We start from the raw sequence: 24107 nt of genomic DNA, 5'->3' as shown, positions 1-24107 counted from the left end.
AGATATAACGGGATTTTTTAAACTGCCTCGTCAAACTGGCTGTCATATAAGCCTTTATAGAAGCCGTCCTGCTTCAGCAGTTCATCGTGTGTACCCTGCTCGATGATGTCCCCGTTCTTCATGACGAGAATCAGGTCCGCATTCCGGATAGTTGAGAGACGGTGCGCGATGACAAAGCTGGTCCGTCCTTCCATCAGCTTATCCATCGCTTTCTGGATCAGGACTTCCGTCCGAGTGTCGACGTTACTTGTTGCCTCGTCGAGAATCAGAATCTTAGGGTCCGAGAGAATCGCTCGGGCAATGGTCAATAATTGTTTCTGACCTTGTGAGACATTGCTCGTCTCCTCATTTAAAACCATGTCGTATGCATGCGGCCATGTCCTGATGAAGTGATCGACCTGCGCGTCACGTGCTGCCTGCTCTACTTCTAAATCTGTGGCGTCCAGTTTCCCGTAGCGGATGTTTTCACGAATCGTGCCGTTGAATAGCCATGTATCCTGCAGGACGATGCCGAACAGTTTACGCAGCTCATCTCGTTTAAAGTCATGTATATTGATGCCATCTATCTTAATCGCACCGCTGTTCACATCATAAAAACGCATCAAGAGCTTGACGATGGTTGATTTTCCGGCGCCTGTCGGCCCGACAATGGCGACTTTCTGCCCCGGTTTCACGTGTGTTGAAAAATCATTGATGATTGTTTTATCTGCGTTATAACCGAAGTTCACGCCTTCAAAGTCCACTGCCCCTTCGATATAGACATAATCTCTGTCTACATCTGTCCGGCTATCAACGACTGATAATGCATGTTCATCATCTTTCACTTCTTCTGGCTCATCGATAATCGCAAAGACCCGTTCTGTCGCAGCTGCAGTCAGCTGCAGCGTATTACTGATACTCGCAATCTGAGAGATCGGCTGATTGAACTGACGGATATACTGGATAAAGGCCTGGATACCGCCGACAGTCATCGTCCCTTTGACCGCAAAGTAGCCGCCGAGTATACAGATGACGACATAAGTGATATTTCCGATAAACATCGTAATCGGCATGATCAGACTGGACAGGAAGTTCGCTTTCCAGGCTGATTTGTAAAGCGTATCATTGTATGCCTCAAATGTGCTGCCTGATTCTGTCTCGCGGTTGAATGCTTTAATCACGGTATGATTGCCAAGCATTTCCTCAACATGCCCATTGACCAGTCCGAGTGACTCCTGCTGATTCTTAAAATGAATCTGTGAATTCTTCATAATCATGACAACTGCAATCATCGACAGCGGCAGTGTCAACAGGGCAACCAGAGTCAGCTGCCAGCTGATGGTGAACATCATAATAGAGATGCCGACCAGCATCGTGATGGACGTAATAATCTGCGCTAGACTTTGATTTAACGTCTGGCTGATGATATCGATGTCATTGGTAATACGACTCAAGACATCACCTTGTGAAGTTTTATCATAGAATCTCAGCGGCAGCTTATGGAGTTTCTTATTGATATCCTCTCTTAAAGAATAGGTTATTTTAGCGGTGATACCAGACATGACATATCCTTGCAGATAATTGAAGAGTGCACTGACCAGATAAAATACTGTCAGTAAAAGTAAGACGCGCTCTATCTCACCGAAATCAATCCTGCCGGTGCCGTTTGTCTGAGCGATGACGCCTTTAAAGAGGACATCAATTCCGTCACCGAGAATCTTCGGTCCAAAAATCATAAAGACTGTTGAGACCATCGCTAAAACAATCACCAGCAGAATCATTAGACGATAGGTGGCGATATAGCTGAAGAGTCGCATAAGCGCTTGCTTCATATTAGTCGGTTTGTCCTGTTTCATGCCAGCTCCTCCTCAGATAATTGTGATGATGCAATCTCAAAATATTCCTCGTTTGTTCTCAGCAGTTCATCGTGTGTCCCTCTGCCAACCACTTCGCCTTTATCCAGAACAATGATCTGTTCAGCCCCCATGATGGACGTGACACGCTGGCCGATCACAATAATCGTCTTCCTTTTCTGCTGATTAAAAAGGGCCAGTCTGAGCTGTTTCTCTGTTCTTGCATCCAGTGCGCTGAAACTGTCATCAAAGATCAGAACTTCAGCATCACGGAGTACGGCACGTGCGATGGCGAGACGCTGCTTCTGACCACCGGATAAGTTACTGCCGTTCTGTGAGATTTCTGTATCAAGTCCGTCCATCTGTGCAATAAATTCTGTCGCCTGAGCGATCTCAAGCGCTTCAAGCATCTCTTCATCAGTGGCGTCTTCTTTACCGACCCGCAGATTAGAACGAACAGTGCCTTTCAGGAGTGCAGCTTTCTGCGGAACAAGTGCAATACGATCTCGCAGGCTCTGCAGCTTAACCTCCCTGACATTGACGCCGTCTAACAGCAATTCCCCGTGCGTCGTATCATAGAATCTGAGCAGCAGATTAATCAGGGTCGATTTTCCAGCGCCTGTTGAACCGATGACCGCAGTCATCTCTCCTGGTCTTGCCACTATATCGATATCTTTCAGCGCATATTCCTTCGCGCCGTCATGCTTAAAGCTGACGTTTCTGAATTCAACCAGACCGGAGTGATTGATAAATTCTTTCGTGTTCTGGTGGTCTGCTATTGATAAATCTGTCTCCAGTATTTCCTTGATACGCCCAGCTGAGACAGCAGCACGCGGAATCAGGATAAAGGTAAATGATAACATCAGAAAAGCCATGATGATCTGTGTCGTATACTGAATAAAAGCCATCATATCACCGACCTGCATAGAAGCATCGGCAATACGGTGTGCACCTACCCAGACAATAACAAGCGAGACACCATTCATAATGAGTGTCATTACAGGCGACATAAGTGACATCACTCTACCGATAAACAGGTTAGTGTCTGTCAGATCTTTGTTGGCAACATTAAAACGTTTTTTCTCGTGCTCTCCTGTCCCGAACGCCCGGACCACCATTAAACCACTTAAAAATTCACGGGATACGAGGTTGACCTTATCCACCAGTTGCTGAATGATTTTAAACTTTGGAATGGCAAGCGCCATGATAATGCCGATAAAGGCCAGCAAAATGACAACAGCAATCACGATAATCCAGCTCATAGAGTTTGATTTGTTGATCGCCATAATGACACCGCCTGCCCCCATGATCGGTGCATAACAGATCATACGGATGCCTATCATAAAGAACTGCTGAATCTGCGTCATATCATTTGTAGAACGTGTGATCAACGAAGCCGTTGAGAAGTTATCAATCTCTTTGAATGAAAAACTTTCGATTTTTCTGAAGACGTCACGGCGCAAGTCACGCGTAAGACCGGCCGCAATTCGCGACGAGAGTAAGCTCACAAGGATCGTTGCGAGACCCCCGATCAGCGCAACCCCGAGCATTGCAAGACCCATTTTAATGATGTAAGCGGTCTGTATTTTGGTAAGATCAAGACCCAGTTCATGATAAAAAGACTGCGTCAGACTGACACCTAGCTGTTTCGTCATGATATCATTATCTGCTTGCTGGTTGCGATATGCTTCTTTTTTCGTTTCAGGCAATTGATCAAGAACTGGCTGAATCTTGTAGAGCTGAGTCACATCCAGCTTCTTCTCAGCCGGTTGCGAAGATTGTTTCTGGGATTTTGGAGCATCGCTGAGAGCATTGAACAGTCCAAGACTTGATTTGTGGAATGTGCTATTTAAATCTTTCAGCTTACTACTTGATACATCCTGTCTGAGATAAAACTGCCCTTCTGCTTTTTTGTATGTATCTTTGTACTGATCAGCGTCGACGAGTTTGTACGAAGCTTTGACCTTTTCTTTCTGACTATCTGTCATAAAGGTCTGCATCAGTTTCATGCCGTCCTGACTGATGGCTTCTGGTGCCTCATCCGTCACACCATGCTGCTGTATACCGTTATCAACAATGTCTGACATATAGTTCGGCAGACTCAGATCACTGAATGCCTGTACAAATAGAAAGACGACGGCTAGTAAGAGCGGAAGCATGAAGGCCTTTAAATATCTGAAAATATATAGCATTTTTTCACTCCTTTTCATTTCTTTTTCATTACTTGGTAAATCATATAGTGTACGTCTGGTTGAGTCAATGAACAATCCTGCCGGAAATGTTGGATAACAAAAAAAGCATCCTGAATACTCAGGATGCTTCACGCTTTTATTAGCGAATTTCTTTAATACGCGCAGCTTTACCACGTAAGCTACGTAAGTAGTAAAGTTTCGCACGACGTACTTTACCACGACGTAATACTTCGATTTTCTCGATTTTTGGCGTGTGTAACGGGAAAGTACGTTCTACACCCACACCGTAAGAAATCTTACGAACCGTGAAAGTCTCAGAGATACCGCCACCACGACGTTTGATTACCACACCTTCAAAGACCTGGATACGTTCGCGAGTTCCCTCAACGATACGTACGTGTACTTTTAAAGTATCACCAGGACGGAAAGCCGGGATGTCAGTACGGAGTTGTTCTTTAGTAATAGCATCGATTAATTTGTTGTTCATTTTTCCTTCTCCTTCTTCCTATGTTCTTAAAATAAGGATTTCAGCGGACCATAGTGATTATGTGTTTTCACACTCATAGAATATTATCACAATTGAGCGCTTCTGACAAGAAAAAATCTTGACAGTTTGAAAATAATTTATTCCTGATAGCCCAAGGTCTGTAAATACTGGATATCCGCTGCTGTCAGCGGATAGCTTTCCAGGAGATCAGGCCGTCTTTCATAGGTCCGTTTCAGACTTTCGTGATGACGCCATTCTTCTATCAGCTTATGATTGCCGCTGAGCAGGACAGCAGGCACCTGCAAGCCGTTATAATCGGCAGGACGCGTATACTGCGGGTGTTCCAGCAATCCGGATGAAAAGGAATCATCTTCATGTGAGACTTCGTTGCCGAGCACATCGGGAATCAGTCGCACAATCGCATCTGTCATTGTCATAGCTGCGAGCTCACCGCCTGTCAGGACGAAATCCCCAAGTGATATTTCATCAGTCACAAGTTCGGTACGGATACGTTCATCATATCCTTCGTAATGACCGCAGATAAAAATCAGATGCTCAGCATGTGCCAGTTCTTCAGCTTTCGCCTGATCAAAACGTTCACCTTGCGGGCACATCAGAATGATCCGGGTCTCCTCAGTGACTTCAAGTGACTGGACCGCACTGAAGACCGGTTCAGGCTTCAGCACCATTCCCTGACCCCCGCCGTAAGGATAGTCATCGACCTGCTGATGCTTATTATTCGAAAACGCACGGAAATTCACCGGGTTAAGTGTGACGATGCCCTTATCCTGTGACCGCTTCATAATAGAATGATTGAGCGTCTCAAACATCTCGGGGAAGAGCGTCAGATAGTCAATTCTCACGATAACAGACCGTCCATCGCTTCTATTACAATGGTCTTATTCGCGACATCCACTTCTTTAACGACGTCCTCGATATAAGGGATCAAATACTCCTTGTCACCTTTGACGACCCAGACATCATTTGCGCCCGTTTCAAAGATATCAATCACCCGACCGACCGCCTCACCTGCATTAAAGACCGTGCAGCCGATGATATCATGATAATAGAACTCATTTTCTGCCAGCGGGATATCAATCTCGTCAATATCCTGAAAGATATCAGCACCTTTAAACTTCTCGACAACATTAATGTTCTCCATGCCTTCGAACTGCAGCAGATGAAAGTTCTTGTGTGTGCGGTAACTTTTAATCTTAACAGGTGTCTCCTCATTATTCTGCCTGATGATGATTTCATTGCCCGGCTTGAAGCGTTCCTGTGTAAAGTCTGAAGCAGACAGCACACGCACCTCTCCTTTAATACCGTGCATATTCACAATCTTACCTACATTGACTGACATGTGATCGCCTCCTATAAAAAAAGGGGCACCAACAGGCACCCCTTAATCAATTTCTACAAACACTTTTTTACCTGACTCGTGCTGACCTGCCATCGTCAGTGTACGGATCGCCTTAATCAGACGACCCTGCTTACCGATGACTTTGCCAGTATCTTCTTTGTTGACGCTTATATGATAAGTGACACTTGAATGATGGTCTTCTTTTGATATCTGAATATCTTCCGGAAAATCAACGAGTGGCTCAATAATCGTTTGTAATAATTGTTCCATCGCAATTACTTCGCGATTTTTTGGTTATGGAATTTCTCCATGATACCTTGTGAAGACAAGATATTACGTACTGTATCAGTTGGTTTCGCTCCATCAGCTAACCATTTTAAAGCTAACGCTTCGTCAACCTTGATTTCTGCTGCTGGTTTAGCAACTGGATTGTAAGTTCCGATTGCTTCGATGATACGACCGTCACGTGGCGCACGAGCGTCAGCTACAACGATACGGTAGAAAGGGTTTCTTTTAGAACCCATACGTGTTAAACGAATTTTAACTGCCATAATTTAATTCTCTCCTTTAGTTCTTTTCTCAAGTACTTACTATAACAGATAACAAAATCACTGTAAAGTATTTTTTCTTTACAGTTTTAAAAATATTTTCGACGCTTGAGCAGATGGAATCATAGACGATCAATCTCTTTTCTCAAGCATCATTTACCTCTTTGAATCTCCAAAAGAAAACTCCATCCAGCACTTTAGTGGATGGAGTTCTTACCTTATTAATGTTCTAGCTGTCGTTCAACCTCATCAGCAACCTGCTGGACATGAGTGCCGATAATCACCTGCGCCTGCGTGCGTCCGCTCTTCGTGACACCAACAGCACCTGCCTGTTTAAGCTGATGATCATCAATCAGTGCATTGTCCTTCACTTCAAGACGAAGACGAGTGGCACAGTTGGTTAAGTTGATGATATTATCAGAACCACCCAGCCCATCAATAATCTTATGTGCCATAGTGCTGTACTTGCCTGTCCCGTGCTCAATCGTGTTCTCTTCTACCTCCGGCATGACCTCTTCTCCGCGACCCGGTGTCTTCATATCGAACATCTTGATCGCTGCTCGGAAGATGACATAATAAAGAACAAAGAAGACTAATCCTTGGACCATCAGCATCATCGGATGATGGGCCATCGGATTCAGTAACGATAATGAGAAGTCTATCAGACCGGCACTGAATGCAAAGCCTGCCGTCCATTGAAAGAATGCCGCAATGAAAAGAGAGAGACCTGTCAGAACCGCATGAATGACGAAAAGACCTGGTGCTACGAACATAAATGCAAATTCAATCGGTTCCGTGATACCGACGAAAAATGCTGATACTGCCCCTGCAAGCATCAGACCGGCTACACGTTTCTTCTGCTCTGTTTGAGCTGTATGATATATCGCAAGCGCTGCTGCAGGCATACCAAACATCATGACGGGGAAGAAACCGGCCATATAACGGCCTGTAACACCTGGAGTCCCTACTCCCTTCTGGAAGTTAACGACGTCGTTCACATTGGCCACGTCAAACCAGAACACTGAATTTAAAGCATGATGAAGACCTAATGGAATCAGCAATCTGTTGAAAAAGCCGTACAGACCTGCTCCAACCGGTCCCATGCCCAGGATCCATTCACCGAACGATACGAGTCCTGAATAAATAACCGGCCATATAAATAGTAGAATAAGAGCGAGAAGCATGGCTGCAAAAGCAGTCAGAATCGGCACCAATCGTTTACCGCTGAAGAAAGAGAGCGCCATCGGTAACTCCTTGTCAGAAAAACGATTGAATAAATAAGCAGCGATCAATCCGACAATAATACCGATAAAGACGTTAGAATTATCGATTTTGGCAAATCCTGCATTTACCTCTTTAACAGGCATGTCAAGAAATACAGCGACATTCTCAGGTTTTAATATTGCAGTAACCATAAAGAATCCGACTACTGCCGAAAGTGCTGCTGCACCGTCATTTTTCTTCGACATACCGAGAGCTGTTCCTATGGCAAATAATAATCCCATCAGAGACAGAATACCCATTCCGGCTGTGAAGAAGAACTGGCTGACGATTGTCTTTTCCCCCATAAGAGCCTCAAGCGCATTGGCAATACCTACAATAATAGCGGCCGCAGGTAGAATGGCTACCGGCAGCATCAATGAACGGCCAAGCCGCTGAAAGAAATTTAACATAATATGACCTCCATCTAATAAATTGTTAAACTTTTCACTTAATTACTTTAAACGTTTTCAATTATTATTGCAATAACCTGTCTATGATATAATCAGACTATCTAATAAAGGAGTGATGGCATGAATTATGTACTTACAAATGGTATCTTCCATACAGAAGAAGGCCCAGTTAATGGACATATCATTATAGAAGAAAAACAAATCGCAGGGATTAACCCTGGCGAGTATACGGGTCCTCTCGAATGTCACGATCTCTCCGGTCATCATGTCTTGCCGGGTTTTATTGATATCCATATACACGGCGGATACGGTGAGGATTTCATGGATGCTGATTTGATGGGTCTGCACCATCTCTCACAATCATTGCTCCGTGAAGGCACGACCAGTTATCTCGCGACTACGATGACACAGTCTGAAGAAGCCATCAAAACGGCCCTCACCACACTAAAGGAATATCATAAGCAGCAGTCGGAGGAAGAAGCTGAGATGCTCGGTATTCATCTCGAGGGACCCTATATCTCTGAGTTTAAAGTGGGTGCACAGAATCCTCAGTTTGTGCAGAGACCTTCTATCGACAGCATCCATGATCTGCAGACTGCTGCCGACCAATTAATCAAAATCATCACATTCGCGCCAGAGGTCGAGGGTGCTGCTGAAGTGCTTGCAGAGTTCCATGACAAGGTTATTTTCTCAATGGGCCATACCGTTGCAGGTTTCGACGACATCAATCAAGCAGCTTCAAATGGCGCAAGACATATCACTCATCTCTATAATGCCTCTACCCCGTTCGCACATCGCCAGCCGGGCGCATTCGGTGCTGCCTGGACGAATGATAGGCTGTCGACTGAAGTCATCGTGGATGGCATTCATTCGCACCCGGCGGCAGTAAATATTGCCTATCGGCTCAAGGGTCCGGAGCAGTTCTTGCTCATTACGGATGCGATGCGTGCTAAGGGCATGATAGACGGCACATATGATCTCGGCGGCCAGGATGTCATCGTAAAAAATAACTCCGCTCGTCTTGCTGACGGGACGCTCGCAGGCAGTATCCTGAAGATGAATGACGGTCTTAAGAATCTGATGGCCTACACGAAGCGGGATATTGATGAGTTATGGAGAGTGACGAGTTTAAATCAAGCAAAAGCACTTGGAATAGATGATACGAAAGGCAGCATTAAACCGGGTAAGGATGCAGACCTAGTTGTTCTCAGTCCGGATTGCAATGTCTTAATGACTATTAAAAAGGGGCATATCCATCATTTTAATTAAAATAAGACATTCCAGAGATTCTTTTCTCTGGAATGTCTTTTAATTCAGGCGTTTTACTTTTTCTTCAGTATACATGTCAACGCCGGCATTATATGCTGCACGTGTGATGAGATGTCTCCTAGGATCGACTTGATGCATGAGGCACTCTTACACATGACATCTTTCTAATAGTTTATATCAGGGAAACATTCCCGCACGATGCTCTATTCGACAATGGTGCTTTCCTGTGAGGTTTTAATCATCCGATTTTTGATAGGTTCGAATTTCGGCTTAAAGCCGTAGCCCAGGCCTAGAATGCCGAGGCAGAATATCAACAGACGGCTGATGTTCATTTGAACCAGTTCGGGTACTATTCCGCCTACCGCCTCCCTCAGAAGGTCTACTGCATAAGTGAACGGCAGAAACGGATGGATCATCTGGAAGAAATGCGGTGTCACCTGCACAGGGAACGTGCCGCCTCCACCAGAAATCTGGAGCACCATCAGTATGATAGCCAGTGCTTTACCGACGTTACCGAGTAAACTCACCATCGTATAGACAATTGAGGTAAAGACTATAGAGACCAGTACTGCAAACAAGAGATTCATGACAGGATGCTTGGCATAGGCATCCAGGATAAAGAAATTACCGAGGACAACGATAATCGACTGGATGATACCGATACTTAAGAACAGGAGCAGCCTGCCTGCAAAGAGCTCCCTCAGCGAATAGACACCTTTAAGTGACTGATCCTTCAGTTCGGTCGTCAACAGGTTGCTTGATAATAACGCGCCCACCCAGAGTGCAAGTGCAGTATAGAACGGTGCACTGGCAGAACCGTAGTTCGGTATCGGGAACATCTGTTTCTCGTCTAGCTGTATCGGGTCAGAGAAATAATCCGCTTCCCCTTGCAGATCGTTGCGTAATAACTTGATCAGCTTGTTCATCACATCTTTTTCATCCAGTTCCCTGAACTTATCCGCTGCTTTCTTGATATCTCTTTCGATACCCGGTAAGTCATTGCGCGTAAATTCCGCCAGTTCATGGATGCCTTTTTCCGCACCCGGCAGATTGTTACGCAGCAAATCAGCTGTCTGATCGTATTTGGACATGACACCCGGCAGGTCATTCTGGGCAAAACGACTGATCCGATTTAAATCATTCAGAACACCCGGCAGGTCATTCTGTACAAACCGACTCGCTTCTGCGACCCGCGCTTTGAATGCGGGGAAGTTGGACTGCACATTCGCATTGACTTCCTTGAAGCGCTCTTCAAGGGCGGGCAGTTCATTGTTAATCGCCACCAGTCTCTCGTTTGCGGCGGAAGTGACTTGCTGGGCTTCTGTCAGGATACCGTCAACTTTATTCGCAAATTGTTCTGCATCTGCAAGCTTGAGTGCTGCGGTATCAAGACCTGCATCTATTGTTTCAAGTCCTTGCAGTAAGATAGACTGCATATCCATGTTCTGAATGACACTGAGCGCTTCTACAGCACGGCTGATGCTTGCTGCATCTGCTTTGCCATTTTCCAGCTGTTTCTGCACAACTGCTAAAGTATTGTTACTTTCCTTTAGCGCATTCACTATCTGACTAGTGTCAATGGAAGAACGACTTAGCACGTCAATGATTTCATTCTGCAGCTGAATCGTCTGTCCGATATTCTGTGCGATCACTTTCATATTATCACTTGACGGCTGGTGGTCTTTCAGTGCAGACAGGGTATCCTTCTGCGCCGCTGCATTGTCCTTCACTAAATCAGCCAAGGCTTGAAGCGCCTCCCCTAATGCCTGCTTGGCAGGTTCAAGGTCCGTTTTGGTCAACGGTTCATTTTTAACTTCAGCAACCGTCTGCATCGTGGCTGTCTGTTTAGCTTCGGCACTTGGCGCTTCAGTTGACGCTGTTTCAGTGGTTGCGGCTTCAGTCGTTGCGGCTTCAGTCGTTGCTGGAATCGTCACCTTCTCTTCAGAAGAAGTCGTCCCGTCTCCTTCTGATGCCTCGCCTTCTGTGGTCACCTTATCCTCAGATGACACTTTTTCTTCTGCTGACTCAACTTTAGTATCCGCCTTATCGGTCACGTCCTGTGCCTGATTAAGCCGCGCATGGACTTCGGGCATTCTGCTCTGCGCAGTGGCAAGGACTGCACTTGCTTTGTTCGTCGCATCTATGCCCTTCGCGACCGCCGCATTAATCTCCGGAAAACGTTCCTCGAACTGCTGGGCCTTGTTGAGTGCTGCTTCTATATTACTCATCTTACTGTTCAGCCCTACTATCATCTGACCCGCTTCATTGATTTCTCCGGCATGCTGATTGGCTTTAATCAGCTTCGCAGCGCCACTATTGATTTCATCCTTATAAGATTCAAGGGCATAAAACTCATCGGCATAACGGTTGATATCCCCTTGATGGGCATCAATTTTCTGTACGGCAGCACTGAACTCCTCCATCTTCGGAATAGCCGCTTCTGCTTCAAATACAGCATTTTCAATCTTGTGATAAAGCGGCAGCTTTTTCTCTAAATCGATACCGAGCGAATTACTCTCCTTCAGGAAAGCCCGGGTCGCTACTTCAACGAACTTGTCGTTCAGTGTCTTGGTGATGGCTGTTGCACCTGCTGTCGTCATCTTCGGTGCAATGGCATTGATTTTCTGGTTGACCTGATAATCAATATGGGCCCGTCTAGGTTTCTTGTCGAAAATACTTGTCATATCCTCCGAAAAATGTTCGGGGATATGAATCATGGCATAGTATTTCCCCAGTCGGACACCCTGCTTCGCCTCCTTCAGCGAATCGACAAAGACCCAGCCGAACTGATCATTCGTCTTCAGTTCGCTGACGAGTGACTTACCGACATTGACATGTTTGCCTTGAACCGTAGCCCCCTCATCAAAATTGACTACTGCTACTTTGATCCCTTTCGTATTGGAATAAGGGTCCCACGATGATTTTAAATTGAACCATGCATAAAAAGAGGGAAGAATGCAGAGCCCAAGGATGACGATGAGTACCATAGGCGTCTTGAGCGCATGCTGTACATCCTTGATAAATAAGCTGAAAACCTTTTTCATAGTTGTCCTCCCGTTTTTTCGATTCTAACATTTTACTTTATTCAAGTCTTATTGACAAGAAAACACGTCACCCGACTTTATCTCACTATAGTTTTTAGTTGAATAAAACTTATTTTAAAATTCATATAACAGTTCAAAATTACTCATGTTATTATTCTAAAATATCATATAACTGCCGAAGATGGTTCAGCAGTTCTTCACGACCTTGTTCTTCTCCCACTAAATCAAGGTCCATCAATGTCTGATTTTCAATCTTCCACTGTCTCGTACTTACCGCTTCACAGAAATAAGAATCATGGCTGATAAACAGCATGGCACCCTGAAATTTCTGCAGCATCGCTTCAATCACCTGCTGCATCTCGAGGTCGAAATAATTGGTCGGTTCATCCAGCAGCAGCAGATTTGCCTCAGAGAAATACAGCTTGATGAACGACAGACGACATTTTTCACCCATTGACAGCTGTGCCACTTGATCGCCCATGCGCTCTGCCCCGAATCTGAAGGCAGCGAGTATGGTACGCAGTTCATTGTCCGCCGCCCTATTCAATGACTGCACTTCCTCCAGCACGGTATGGCCAGCGTTCAAATTATCGAGCTGCTGAGAGAAATAACCCACTTTAACATTCGGATTCAGCCGGAAAGAACCTGCACTCGGTTCCAGTTCATTCATCAGCACTTTTAGCAGGCTGGTCTTACCGCTGCCATTTCTGCCTGTCAACGCAATCTTGTCTCCCGGTCTGATCTGAAAGGAAGCTGATGTAAAAAGCTGACGGTCATCAAACCTGAGCGAAAGACCTTCTGCTTTCACCAAGTATCTGCCTCTGAAGTCGCTGTGCTTTAAATCATATTCCGTCCGTTGCTGCTTATCACGTCGTGCCGCGAACCCTGACATCTTCTGTTCCAGCTGATGTTCCTTTGTTTTATACCGCTTCGCTAGTTTCGCCACCTTCTTCTGCGCTCCCGGGTCTCTGACACCCGCTTTGGCATTAGCCTCGTGATGCCATTCTTTCATCTCCTGGATCATACGCCGCATCTTCTGTTTTTCCTTATTTTCCTTATGAAGCAGTGCGGCGTTCTCCCGTTCCTGACGAGCTTTTTCAGCGGCATAGTCATCGTAATTCATCTGATACGTATGCGTTGCATCAGCTGTCATCTCTATGATCTTCGTTGCGGTCTGATTAATGAATTCCCGGTCATGCGATACAAAAAGGATTGTCTGTCCGGCTGCCTGCATCCATTCCATGAGCCAGGTTTTTGTTTCCTGGTCGATATGGTTAGTCGGTTCATCGAAGAGAAACCAGTCTTTATAACTGATCAGCAGCCGGATTAAAGAGACCTTTGTCTGTTCCCCTCCTGATAAAGTATTTACTGACCTCTCTGCTACTACGGCATTCAGACCGAATTTTTTCAGATAGGTCATAATCTTATTTTCCAGTTCATAGCCGTTCAGCTCTATATAATCACTGATAGCCTCAACGTCATCTGCCAGCCTCTGTTTCACTGCATAAATGTCAGGTCGGCTGCTAAGAATGTAATCCATCACCAAATCCACTGACTCCAGCTCCTGTTCCAGCAGAATCGCATCATATTCATCGCTCAGCAGCTTTAAAAGTGTGGACTTACCCACTCCATTATGGCCGATAAGCGCGATATGCTCTCCTTCAGAAACCGTGAAATGAACATGGTTGCAGAGCACTTTATCGTCTATCATGAGTTGTTTGTTGATCGTTCTCATCGAATCCCTCCTTAAAAAAGCTCTCACCTATCATGTGAGAGCAATCGGCATAAAGAGACCCGTCAAGGCATTTAAAAATAGACAGTCTGATCCCGATAACATCTCACATGATCTCTTCTTCACGTCAGTCATGTTATCGAATCATCATCTATACAGACGCCTCCTTCCATATATTAGTTACAATCTACTATAGAATCAGAATTTAAGCAAATAAAAAAAGAGCTTCTGAAATTTCAGAAGCTCTCATATGCGGCCGAGAGGAGTTGAACCTCCACGCCCTTGCGGGCACTAGCGCCTGAAGCTAGCGCGTCTGCCATTCCGCCACGACCGCTCTCAAGCAATAAATTAATTATAACAGTATTTCGCAAAAAGAAAAGCCTTTGTGTAAAACTAATATTAAATTTGTAAATTTATCTTAACGCTGTGTGTCAGTTCATTACTGGTAGTGCTGAAGCACACGCTCAAGCATCAGCTGATTCTTCTCACTTATCTCCCCACGACGCGGAATCTCCTGGTAGGCCTGCAGTTCATCATGCCATGTCTTCGGCAGCACCATTTCAGTTTCGGGCTGCCACTTAGCGAGCCATGCTGCCGGTAGATGCCCGCCAGGTGCCGGCAGTCCTTTCATCGCCAGCCAGATCTGACTCCAGGCCAGCGGTGCCACCTGAAAGAGATTATAACCGCCACCCCCGACCGCAATCCATCTGCCGCCGCAATAAGTATCTGCCAGCTGCTTGACGAAGCGTGGTATCTCTTCAAAGATACGCAGCGTACAATGCAGATGGGTCAGCGGGTCGAGAAAATGTGCATCGGCACCGTTCTGACTTAAGATGACGTCAGGCTTGAAGAAGGCGCAGGCGGCCTGCACACTTTCCTTAAAACAGCTCAGAAAAGACTCATCCTCCGTATAGGCATCGATGGGCAGATTCATACTATATAGATAGCCCTCCCCTTCACCTCTCTCATTATAATTGCCGGTCCCCGGGAACAAATAACGGCCTGTCTCATGAATGGAATATGTGAATACATCAGGCGTATGATAGAACGTAAACTGGACACCATCCCCGTGGTGGGCATCTGTGTCGATGTACAGCACACGTGCGCCGTACTTCTCTTTCATATACTGGATGGCAACAGCACTGTCATTATATATGCAGAAGCCGGATGCCCGACCCTGGAAACCATGATGCAGACCGCCGCCTAAACTGCAGGCAGTCTGATCAATCCCCTGCATCACGATATCACAGGCGGTCAGTGTGCTCCCCACCAGCCACGCAGCACTCTCATGCATATCACTGAAGTTGGGTGTATCCTGAGTATTAAGACCATAGCTTTCACATGTCTGGTCATCCAGCTGGTCTTTAGAGGCGCGTTTGACGGCATCGATATAGTCTTTATGATGAGTAAGGGCAAGTTCCTCATCAGTCGCCTTTCTGCCCTCGACCATTTCCTCATCTGACAAGACGTCCATTTTTCTAAGTAAATCTGTTGTCACAACGAGACGCATCTGATTAAAAGGGTGCTGATCTGAGAACCGGTAATGCAGCAATCCTTCTGTATAGACATACTTACTCATTGGCCCATACCCAGCGGCGTCCGCACTGAAAAACCCGCTTCATTCAAAGCCTCGATAATAGGCCGCGGATTCATGGACTGCATACGAATCAGGACGAGCTTCTGTCCCGGGTTCTCTTTATCACGGTAGACAAGAATGCTTTCGATGCTCGTGTGGTGAGCATGAAATACTTTGGTGACCTCATGCATAATGCCCGGCACATCGGGTACTGCCACCTCAATTGCTGATCCCGGTGTCATCACCCCCGTCAGCTCAAGGAAAGTATTCAGCATATCTTTCTGCGTCACAATGCCAATACACCGTCCCTTCTTGACGACTGGTATGGAGCCGATGGAGAGTTCATAGAAATCGATGGCGATATCCTCAACAAAATCAAGCGGATGGCACGTCATGACGTCTCGGTTCATCATATTTGCGACCGGCGCATCTAATTTCACTTCTGTCTCCCCGAGTATGGAAGGAAGCGCAAGATTTACATCGCGGTCAGTGATGATACCCTTTACTCGCATTAACTCATCGACGACCGGTAAATGTCTGATATCTTTGTTCCGCATCAGCTGGATCGCTTCATCAATTGTACACTGCTCATTGATAGTGATACATGGACTTGTCATAATTCGTTCGACTAACATCTTTTCACCCCTAAAGAAAGAATCGGTTCATAAACCGGATTTTATCAAACTGTTCAATCTGTTCATTGCTGATTCTGCTGCCAATCCTTGCCATCAGACTATTCGCCGGATGACTGGTGATTTCGGGATCATTCGTCGCAAATACTTCCATTCCTCCTGCTTCCATCATTTTCTTCATGACGTCCTTATACTCATAGACATTCAGCCCGCTGTTTTTCAGGTCCCAGTGCCAGTAGTATTCAGTCGTGATGATGATGTAGTCCTCCATCTGGTCATCCAGCATTGCAAGTCGCAGCAGCTCTTTGCCGATGCCGAGGCTCCTGTACGGCAGGGCTACCTCAATCGCCCCGAGTTCCATCAGAAAGGGCAGATTCCCCTCGCTCCAGCGCTCCAGTGGATCCGGATAGAGAAAGGTCACATACGCAATGATATGTGCACGGTCCCGGCAGATGATGATGCGCCCCTCCGGAAGGTCCGCAATTTCCTTGATCGCTTCAAACTGTTCTGCAGGCTGTCTGAAGGCGCTGAGTCCGTCATCAAATGTATATTGAGACAGTCCCTTCCCTGAGACGGGTCCCTCTACTGTCAACAGCCGGTCATGTCCTTGAACATCGCGCCTGTAATAAGTCTTTCTATGATTCATGTCACCCTCCTCAATAAAATTCGAATTATTTTGAAAATTTGCTTAAACTTATTATATAATAGTATAGTACATATGAAAACGCATACAAAGGGGATGTTATAATGAAAAGTGAAATCTATGAGGTAGAACAGGGCCATTATCATCTGACTGACTATGACCAGGTCTATGCCGACTTTGATTGGTCAGAGGTAGAGAAGGCATTTTCATGGCATACGACCGGCCGTGTGAATATGGCCTATGAATGTATTGACCGTCATGTTGATCTTGGTAAAGGGGACAAGGTCGCACTGTATTACAAGGATAAGGACCGCAATGAAAAATACACATTCAGTGATATGAAAGTCAACTCCAATAAAGCAGCGAATGTCCTGAAAAATGCGGCTGATGTTAAAAAGGGTGACCGGGTCTTTATCTTTATGCCCCGCTCTCCTGAGCTGTATTTTGTGTTGCTGGGTGCCTTAAAAATAGGTGCCATCGTCGGACCGTTATTCGAGGCATTTATGGAAAAGGCTGTGAAGGATCGTCTGGAAAATAGCGAGGCAAGCGTCATTGTCACCACTAACAGTCTGGTGGACCGCATTCCAGTCGATGAACTGCCCCACTTAAAGCATATCTTCATAGTTGATGAAGACGTAAGTACAGATCACATCGATTTCAATGCCCTGTATCAGGAAGCGGACAAGACATTTGACATAGCATGGCTGGAGCGCGAGGACGGCCTGATTCTCCACTATACATCAGGCTCAACGGGTCAGCCTAAAGGGGTCCTACATGTACAGAACGCGATGATCCAGCACTATATTTCAGGTCATTACGTGCTCGACTTAAAAGAGGACGATATCTACTGGTGTACAGCGGATCCGGGCTGGGTGACAGGCACAAGCTACGGTATCTTCGCGCCATGGCTGAACGGCGCAACAAACGTGATTGCAGGCGGCCGCTTCTCGCCTGAAGGCTGGTATCAGATTCTTGAGGATTTTAAAGTGACCATCTGGTATTCTGCACCGACTGCATTCCGTATGCTGATGGGTGCCGGTGATGAGATGATTAAAAACTATGACCTCTCACACCTGCGTCACATATTATCAGTCGGAGAACCGCTGAATCCAGAAGTCATCAAATGGGGCTATAAAGTATTCGGCAAACGCATCCATGATACGTGGTGGATGACGGAAACCGGCGCTCATATGATCGTCAACTTCCCGAGTATGCCGATTAAATCGGGCTCTATGGGTAAACCCCTGCCCGGTGTAGAAGCAGCGATTGTTGATAATGAGGGTAATATCCTGCCGCCTAACCGCATGGGTAACCTGGCGATGAAGAAAGGCTGGCCCTCTATGATGCGGACCATCTGGAACAATGAAGCAAAATATGAGTCATATTTCCTGCCGGGCGGCTGGTATATTTCCGGTGACTCTGCTTATATGGATGAAGACGGCTATTTCTGGTTCCAGGGACGCGTTGATGATGTCATTATGACTGCGGGTGAACGTGTCGGTCCATTCGAAGTGGAGTCTAAGCTCGTAGAACATCCAGCGGTTGCTGAAGCGGGTGTCATCGGTAAGCCCGATCCAATTCGCGGAGAAATCATCAAAGCCTTCATCGCACTGCGTGAGGGATATGAACCAAGTGATGCGCTGAAAGAAGAGATACGAGTCTTTGTCAAGAATGGACTCGCAGCTCATGCGGCGCCTAGAGAAATTGAATTTAAAGATAAACTGCCTAAAACCCGCTCAGGTAAGATTATGCGCCGTGTGCTGAAAGCATGGGAACTGGATCTGCCGACAGGTGATCTAAGTACAATGGAAGACTGATCTCCTGTGAGTGAGTAAGTCTGAACGAGTCCGTCATTCGGGTAATGGCGGACTCTTCTTATTGATTTTGCGACTTGTTTTCAGTGTTGTGTCTGCTATTCAGTGTTTAGCGGACTCTTCCCCGCATTAAATATATGGTCATACAAAAAAGTCCGTCATCTTTAAAATGACGGACGCCTTACTCTTATTTATCCTTAAAGTAATCATCAACTATCGGTTTGACCTTCTCGCCGTATAAACGAATGGCATGCATGATTTTTTCGTGGGGCATTGATCCTACCGGCAGATGGATCAGGAAGCGGTCAAGTCCGAGTGTCTCGACAGTCTTGATGATTTTCTCTGCTACTCTTTCCGGACCTCCGACAAATAAGGCACCATGCTCGATTTCAGTCATATAGGTCCTCTCATCATAAGAACCCCAGTTCCGTTCTTTCGCGATAACGTTATGGTGCGCCAGCGTTGAAGGATAATACTCTCTGAAGGCCTGCTCATCTGTATCTGCAATATAGCCCCATGAATGGTTAGCGATGGACAGCTGACTTAAATCATGTCCCGCTTCTCTTGCAGCTGCTTTATACACTTCCACATTATAACGGAAGCGACCGGGATTCCCTCCGATGATAGCATAGGTGATCGGCAGTCCAAGATGTCCCGCTCGAGCAGATGATTCCGGTGTGCCCCCTGTTGCCAGATAAATCGGCAGTTCTTTCTGGACGGCACGTGGATAAACACCGCGGTCATGAATCGCTTCACGTGTCTGCCCTTGCCAGGTCACTTTTTCATGCTGATTAATCTGCATCAGCAGCTCAAGTTTTTCTTCATATAACAGATCGTAGTCATTCAGGTCATAACCAAAGAGTGGAAAAGACTCAATGAATGAGCCGCGACCGGCCATAATTTCCGCACGTCCGTTCGTCAGCGCATCAAGTGTCGCAAAGCGCTGATAGACACGCACCGGATCATCTGACGATAGCACTGTTACAGCAGATGACAGACGAATATTTTTCGTCTCCATAGCCGCAGCTGCCAGTACCGTGACGGGGTCAGACACAGCATAATCCGGACGATGATGCTCACCTAGACCGTAGACATCAAGACCGACTTCATCAGCCAGCTTAATCTCCTCGACTATATTGCGTATACGCTCAGCCGCCGGAATTTTCGGTAGAACACCGTCCTCAGTATATATTTCTGAATTGTCGCCAAATGAAGTTAATCCCAGTTCCACTTTCATAAGAGAACCTCCTACTATAATTATTATATTCGATATACTAATTATATCATAAATCATATTTAAATCTAGTGTCCTGCCTCACGAAAAAAACCACAGAGTCATCTTCTGCGGTTTTGCTCTTTAGACCATTGATAAAATTCATCTGCCTTTAATAATGAATAATTTTTTGAGAGCTTGACTGTCTTCATTTCATCAAAGAACTGGCCGGACAGACCTTCAACGTCATCGCCCAGCGCTAGATGGGAGGCTGTATTGATATGCTCTCCCGCCTGACTGGTCAAAAAGAGACTCAAGCGGTTGCTCATCCTCGGATTAAAAACGTTGATGGTAATGTTCTGCTTCTTGAGAGGTTGATTCAAGTAACGCATCAGCAGAACTCGGGCAACAAGCGCCTGTCTCGCCATATCCATAGCACGATAGCGTCCTTTTTTTCTGTTCGGTCGGCAGATTGACCTTTGAACGGTTGACGATACGCGGATGACTGGCAGGGAGCAGGATCCTCCCTCCTTCAAGCAGCGGCCGGCACTGCTGAATAAGCCAGTAATGAGAGAAATAATTAGCCACCATGTTCCTGTCAAGCCCTGCCTCGGTCACCGTCTTCTTCGGATAAATATGGCCTTCTGTAATAATCATTGCGTCGATATGACTGAAATCCCTTTTCAGCTCGCGGGCCAGTTCCCTGACATTTGCTTCAGAAGATAAATCAGCCGGATAGTAAAATAAATCATCATGCGTCAATGAACTGTTCGCAATTATTTCCTGGCAGAGCGCCTGTCCTTGTTGTTCGTTATCTCCCACAATAATAAGCTCAATCGGATGTGCAGCAAGATCCAGAGCAACCTGTCGTCCCATACCCTCAATCCCGCCGGCCACTAAAATCCTTTTTTTATGACTTATCATGCCCTTAGCTCCTCATCCGCTTTTCTCTATCTTCTGTCATCTTAATCTATTTCAGACAATATTTCTAGCGCCACAGCCTTACCCGGAAATTTTGAGCAGTGAGAGAACAATCACGTCCTGTATGTTGCTTCAACTGAAAAAACCCTGCCGAAGCAGGGCCTTTCATTTAATATAAGCCTTTAGGTTCATCTGTCAGATCAATATAGATACCTTTGACCTGCTGATAGTTACGGATGGTCTCACGGTATGTCTCACGACCGATACCCGACTTTTTGTAGCCACCGAACGGCGAACCAGCTGGAATCTGGTTATAAGTGTTGATCCAGACACGTCCTGTATCAATACGGTTCGCGATATTAAGCGCACGATTAATATCTTTCGTGAAGATACCTCCACCAAGACCGTATTCCGAATCATTGGCAAGTTCAATCACTTCTTCTACATCGCTGAACTTCTGAACAACGAGTACGGGCCCGAAGATCTCTTCCTGGGCAAGACGGCTGTCATTAGAATTGATCTCAATGATAGTCGGCTGGAAGAAGTGTCCTTTATCCAGTCCATTGTCTGTGATCCGAGCGCCGCCTGTCACGATATGCTGTCCTTCTTCTTTGGCGATCTGAATATAGCTTTCAATCTTATCAATCTGTGCCTGACCTGTCTGCGAACCCATCTGAGTCTCCATATCCATAGGATCACCGACTTTAACATTTTCAAAGGCAGTCTTCAGTCTGCCGATAAACTCATCATAAAACTTGTCTTCAACAAAGAGCCTTGAGCCTGCACTACATACTTCCCCTTGATTGAACAGGATCCCTAACTGCACCCCTTCAACCGCCTGCTCAATATTGGCATCACTGAAAATAATATTGGCACTCTTACCGCCCAGTTCAAGTGTGGCAGGCACTAACCGTTCCGCACCCGCCTGCGCGACAGTATAACCCACTTCAGTGGAACCTGTAAATGACAGTTTCGCTACATCTTTGTGGTTGAAGATAGCATTACCGGATTCTGAACCTTTACCTGTAAGGATATTGACGACACCTGCAGGCAGGATATCTTTAATGATTTCTGCTAATTTCAGAACACTGTAAGGCGTTGAAGATGAAGGCTGTATCACAATGGTATTCCCCGCTGCCAGTGCGGGCGCTAATTTCCATGCCGCAAGCAGAAACGGGAAGTTCCATGCTACAACTGCACCGACGACACCGATCGGCTCATGGCGAATGATGCTCATGGTCTTAGCATCCATATCCTGGACAGAACCCTCATCCAGACGAATCACACTTGCGAAGTAGCGGTAGTGATCTGCTGCTGTCGGGATATCAATCATAGAAGATTCACGGATGGCCTTCCCCGTATTCAGAGATTCGATCTGAGCGATTTCATCTTTATGTGCCATAATAGCATCCGCAATCTGAGTTAAATAGTCAGCACGTTCCACAGGAGATGTGTAACGCCAAGTCTTGAATGCTTCTTTCGCTGCCTGGACCGCTTTATCCACATCACTTTCAGATGCCTTAGCAACTCGGCCTAACACTTCGCTTGTTGCCGGATTGGACACTTCAAGTGTCTCATTACCTTCTGCCGCTACAAACTCACCGTTGATAAATAACCCATATGTCTCTTTGATCACTTCATTAGTCATTCATATTGCCTCCTCAATTTAGATATAAGTTAATTATAATGAATCAAGGAAAATAATAGCAAATAAAATGCTTGAATATTCTGTCAATATATCTCGTGTAGAAGCTGATACTCGTCATTTAATAAAAACAAAAAACCGGCTACATCAGTAGCCGGTTTAAAATTTAAAACGGTAAGTTCATGCCCTGGAATGGATTGCGGCCTTTTTTGCCTTTTTTCATGCCAGAGAACTGTTTCATCATTTTCTTCATTTCCTCAAACTGCTTGATCAGTCTGTTGACTTCCGCCATGCTGCGTCCTGATCCTGCTGCTATCCGTTTTTTACGCGATACATTGATGACTGACGGATCTTTTCTTTCTTTAGCCGTCATGGAACGAATGATCGCTTCAACGTGGTCAATCTGTTTCGGATTCATGTTCAGTGACTGTACATTCTTCATTTTGCTTGCACCTGGAATCATCTTCAGTAAATCATCCAGCGGTCCTAAGTTCCGGACCTGATCCAGCTGTTCCAGGAAGTCATCGAACGTGAAGGATGAGGTCTTCATCTTCTGTTCAAGTTCCTTCGCTTTTGTCTCATCGACAGATGCCTGGGCTTTTTCGATCAGACTCAGGACGTCACCCATACCAAGGATACGGGACGCCATTCGTTCCGGATGGAAAGGCTCAAGGCCGTCCATCTTCTCACTCATACCGACAAATTTGATCGGTTTCTGCGTCACGCTTCGAATAGACAGCGCTGCACCACCACGTGTGTCACCATCTAATTTTGTCAGTGTCACCCCTGTGACATCCAGCTGCTGATCAAAGCTTTCTGCGACGTTGACAGCATCCTGACCGGTCATCGCATCAACGACGAGCATGATTTCATCCGGCTTGGACACTTCTTTAACGTCGACCAGTTCGTTCATCAGCGCTTCATCGATATGAAGTCGGCCGGCTGTATCGATAATGACAAAGTCCAGATGCTCTTCCTTGGCATATTGCAGCGCCTGGCGGGTGATTTCCTCAGGCTTGACCTGGTCCCCTAATGTGAAGACAGGAATATCAATCTGCTTGCCGACTGTCTGCAGCTGCTGAATCGCAGCGGGACGATAAATATCACACGCAACCAGTAAGGGCTTCTTGTTGTATTTCTTGCGCATCAAGAGTGCCAGTTTGCCGGCAGTCGTTGTTTTACCTGCCCCCTGCAGACCGACCATCATGACAACTGTCGGTGGCTTCTTGCTCATGTTGATCTGTGTATTCTCACCGCCCATCAGCTGCGTCAGTTCATCCTGTACAATCTTGATGACCTGCTGTCCTGGTGTCAGTGAAGTCATGACATCACTGCCGAGCGCGCGTTCTGATACTGTCGCTACGAATTGTTTGACAACTTTGAAGTTAACATCGGCTTCAAGAAGTGCCAGACGCACTTCTCGCATCATCACTTTGATGTCTGCTTCTGTTACCTTCCCTTTACCTCTAATTTTTTGCATGGTCGCCTGGAGTCTGTCTGATAATCCTTCAAATGCCATGCGATGA

At 46.0% G+C, this 24107-nt stretch carries 19 protein-coding genes, 1 tRNA gene and 1 pseudogene; 2 read left to right on the top strand and 19 right to left on the bottom strand.

From position 1 onward, the window contains the following. Window positions 1–17: 17 nt before the first annotated feature. The 8 genes and pseudogenes from QSV55_RS04985 to nagE all read right to left on the bottom strand — a co-directional run. Window positions 18–1847 (bottom strand): annotated as a pseudogene (locus QSV55_RS04985) (ABC transporter ATP-binding protein); the annotation flags it as partial. Continuing rightward, the gene (locus QSV55_RS04980; protein WP_434784211.1) at window positions 1832–3487 is read right to left on the bottom strand and encodes an ABC transporter ATP-binding protein; all 1656 of its coding nucleotides are present in this window, start codon (window positions 3485–3487) and stop codon (window positions 1832–1834) included. The gene QSV55_RS04980 and the pseudogene QSV55_RS04985, both read right to left, overlap by 16 nt. 676 nt (window positions 3488–4163) lie before the next feature. After that, window positions 4164–4511, bottom strand: coding sequence for a 50S ribosomal protein L19 (gene rplS, locus QSV55_RS04975; protein WP_133451941.1), 348 nt, complete (start codon window positions 4509–4511; stop codon window positions 4164–4166). A gap of 137 nt (window positions 4512–4648) precedes the next feature. Next, the gene (trmD, locus tag QSV55_RS04970; RefSeq protein ID WP_289650932.1) at window positions 4649–5374 is read right to left on the bottom strand and encodes a tRNA (guanosine(37)-N1)-methyltransferase TrmD; all 726 of its coding nucleotides are present in this window, start codon (window positions 5372–5374) and stop codon (window positions 4649–4651) included. Then, window positions 5371–5871: a ribosome maturation factor RimM gene (rimM, locus tag QSV55_RS04965; RefSeq protein WP_133451943.1), complete on the bottom strand. Its 501-nt coding sequence runs from the start codon at window positions 5869–5871 to the stop codon at window positions 5371–5373. Before rimM ends, trmD begins: the two co-directional genes overlap by 4 nt. 42 nt (window positions 5872–5913) lie before the next feature. After that, window positions 5914–6141, bottom strand: a complete 228-nt coding sequence (locus QSV55_RS04960; RefSeq protein ID WP_133451944.1) for a KH domain-containing protein — start codon at window positions 6139–6141, stop codon at window positions 5914–5916. A 5-nt stretch (window positions 6142–6146) separates the two neighbouring features. Then, the gene (gene rpsP, locus QSV55_RS04955) at window positions 6147–6422 is read right to left on the bottom strand and encodes a 30S ribosomal protein S16 (protein WP_133451945.1); all 276 of its coding nucleotides are present in this window, start codon (window positions 6420–6422) and stop codon (window positions 6147–6149) included. Window positions 6423–6640: 218 nt separating this feature from the next. Further along, window positions 6641–8092, bottom strand: a complete 1452-nt coding sequence (gene nagE, locus QSV55_RS04950; RefSeq protein WP_289650931.1) for an N-acetylglucosamine-specific PTS transporter subunit IIBC — start codon at window positions 8090–8092, stop codon at window positions 6641–6643. A gap of 120 nt (window positions 8093–8212) precedes the next feature. On the opposite strand from nagE, the gene nagA reads away from it, so the two are divergent. Beyond that, window positions 8213–9361: an N-acetylglucosamine-6-phosphate deacetylase gene (gene nagA / locus QSV55_RS04945; RefSeq protein WP_289650930.1), complete on the top strand. Its 1149-nt coding sequence runs from the start codon at window positions 8213–8215 to the stop codon at window positions 9359–9361. A gap of 203 nt (window positions 9362–9564) precedes the next feature. Here the strand turns inward: nagA and QSV55_RS04940 are convergent, their stop codons facing one another. The 6 genes from QSV55_RS04940 to QSV55_RS04915 form a co-directional block, all read right to left on the bottom strand. Continuing rightward, window positions 9565–12405, bottom strand: a complete 2841-nt coding sequence (locus QSV55_RS04940; RefSeq protein WP_289650929.1) for a YhgE/Pip domain-containing protein — start codon at window positions 12403–12405, stop codon at window positions 9565–9567. A 151-nt stretch (window positions 12406–12556) separates the two neighbouring features. Continuing rightward, window positions 12557–14140, bottom strand: coding sequence for a ribosomal protection-like ABC-F family protein (gene abc-f, locus QSV55_RS04935; RefSeq protein WP_289650928.1), 1584 nt, complete (start codon window positions 14138–14140; stop codon window positions 12557–12559). A 248-nt stretch (window positions 14141–14388) separates the two neighbouring features. Next, window positions 14389–14471, bottom strand: a tRNA-Leu gene (locus tag QSV55_RS04930). 105 nt (window positions 14472–14576) lie between these two features. Next, window positions 14577–15716, bottom strand: coding sequence for an acetoin utilization protein AcuC (locus tag QSV55_RS04925; protein ID WP_289650927.1), 1140 nt, complete (start codon window positions 15714–15716; stop codon window positions 14577–14579). Beyond that, complete coding sequence (locus tag QSV55_RS04920) at window positions 15713–16348, bottom strand: CBS and ACT domain-containing protein (protein WP_289650926.1); 636 nt, start codon at window positions 16346–16348, stop codon at window positions 15713–15715. The genes QSV55_RS04925 and QSV55_RS04920 overlap by 4 nt, the downstream gene beginning before the upstream one ends. 10 nt (window positions 16349–16358) lie before the next feature. Beyond that, the gene (locus QSV55_RS04915; protein ID WP_133451960.1) at window positions 16359–16991 is read right to left on the bottom strand and encodes a GNAT family N-acetyltransferase; all 633 of its coding nucleotides are present in this window, start codon (window positions 16989–16991) and stop codon (window positions 16359–16361) included. A 101-nt stretch (window positions 16992–17092) separates the two neighbouring features. Between QSV55_RS04915 and acsA the strand changes: the two genes are divergently transcribed. Beyond that, complete coding sequence (acsA, locus tag QSV55_RS04910) at window positions 17093–18805, top strand: acetate--CoA ligase (protein ID WP_289650925.1); 1713 nt, start codon at window positions 17093–17095, stop codon at window positions 18803–18805. 184 nt (window positions 18806–18989) lie between these two features. Here the strand turns inward: acsA and QSV55_RS04905 are convergent, their stop codons facing one another. From QSV55_RS04905 to ffh, 5 genes are all read right to left on the bottom strand, one after another. Then, on the bottom strand, window positions 18990–20039 hold the full coding sequence (locus tag QSV55_RS04905) for an LLM class flavin-dependent oxidoreductase (protein ID WP_289650924.1): 1050 nt from the start codon (window positions 20037–20039) through the stop codon (window positions 18990–18992). A gap of 98 nt (window positions 20040–20137) precedes the next feature. Then, complete coding sequence (locus tag QSV55_RS04900) at window positions 20138–20332, bottom strand: hypothetical protein (protein ID WP_289650923.1); 195 nt, start codon at window positions 20330–20332, stop codon at window positions 20138–20140. A 19-nt stretch (window positions 20333–20351) separates the two neighbouring features. Beyond that, window positions 20352–20939, bottom strand: a complete 588-nt coding sequence (locus tag QSV55_RS04895; RefSeq protein ID WP_289650922.1) for an SDR family NAD(P)-dependent oxidoreductase — start codon at window positions 20937–20939, stop codon at window positions 20352–20354. A gap of 166 nt (window positions 20940–21105) precedes the next feature. After that, window positions 21106–22584, bottom strand: coding sequence for an aldehyde dehydrogenase family protein (locus QSV55_RS04890; RefSeq protein WP_289650921.1), 1479 nt, complete (start codon window positions 22582–22584; stop codon window positions 21106–21108). Window positions 22585–22747: 163 nt separating this feature from the next. Beyond that, the gene (gene ffh, locus QSV55_RS04885) at window positions 22748–24100 is read right to left on the bottom strand and encodes a signal recognition particle protein (protein ID WP_289650920.1); all 1353 of its coding nucleotides are present in this window, start codon (window positions 24098–24100) and stop codon (window positions 22748–22750) included. Window positions 24101–24107: the final 7 nt, after the last annotated feature.

The organism is Macrococcus bovicus, assembly GCF_030376725.1.
Classification (GTDB): Bacteria; Bacillota; Bacilli; order Staphylococcales; family Staphylococcaceae; genus Macrococcus; species Macrococcus bovicus.
This window is presented reverse-complemented; position numbering and strand designations above follow the sequence as displayed.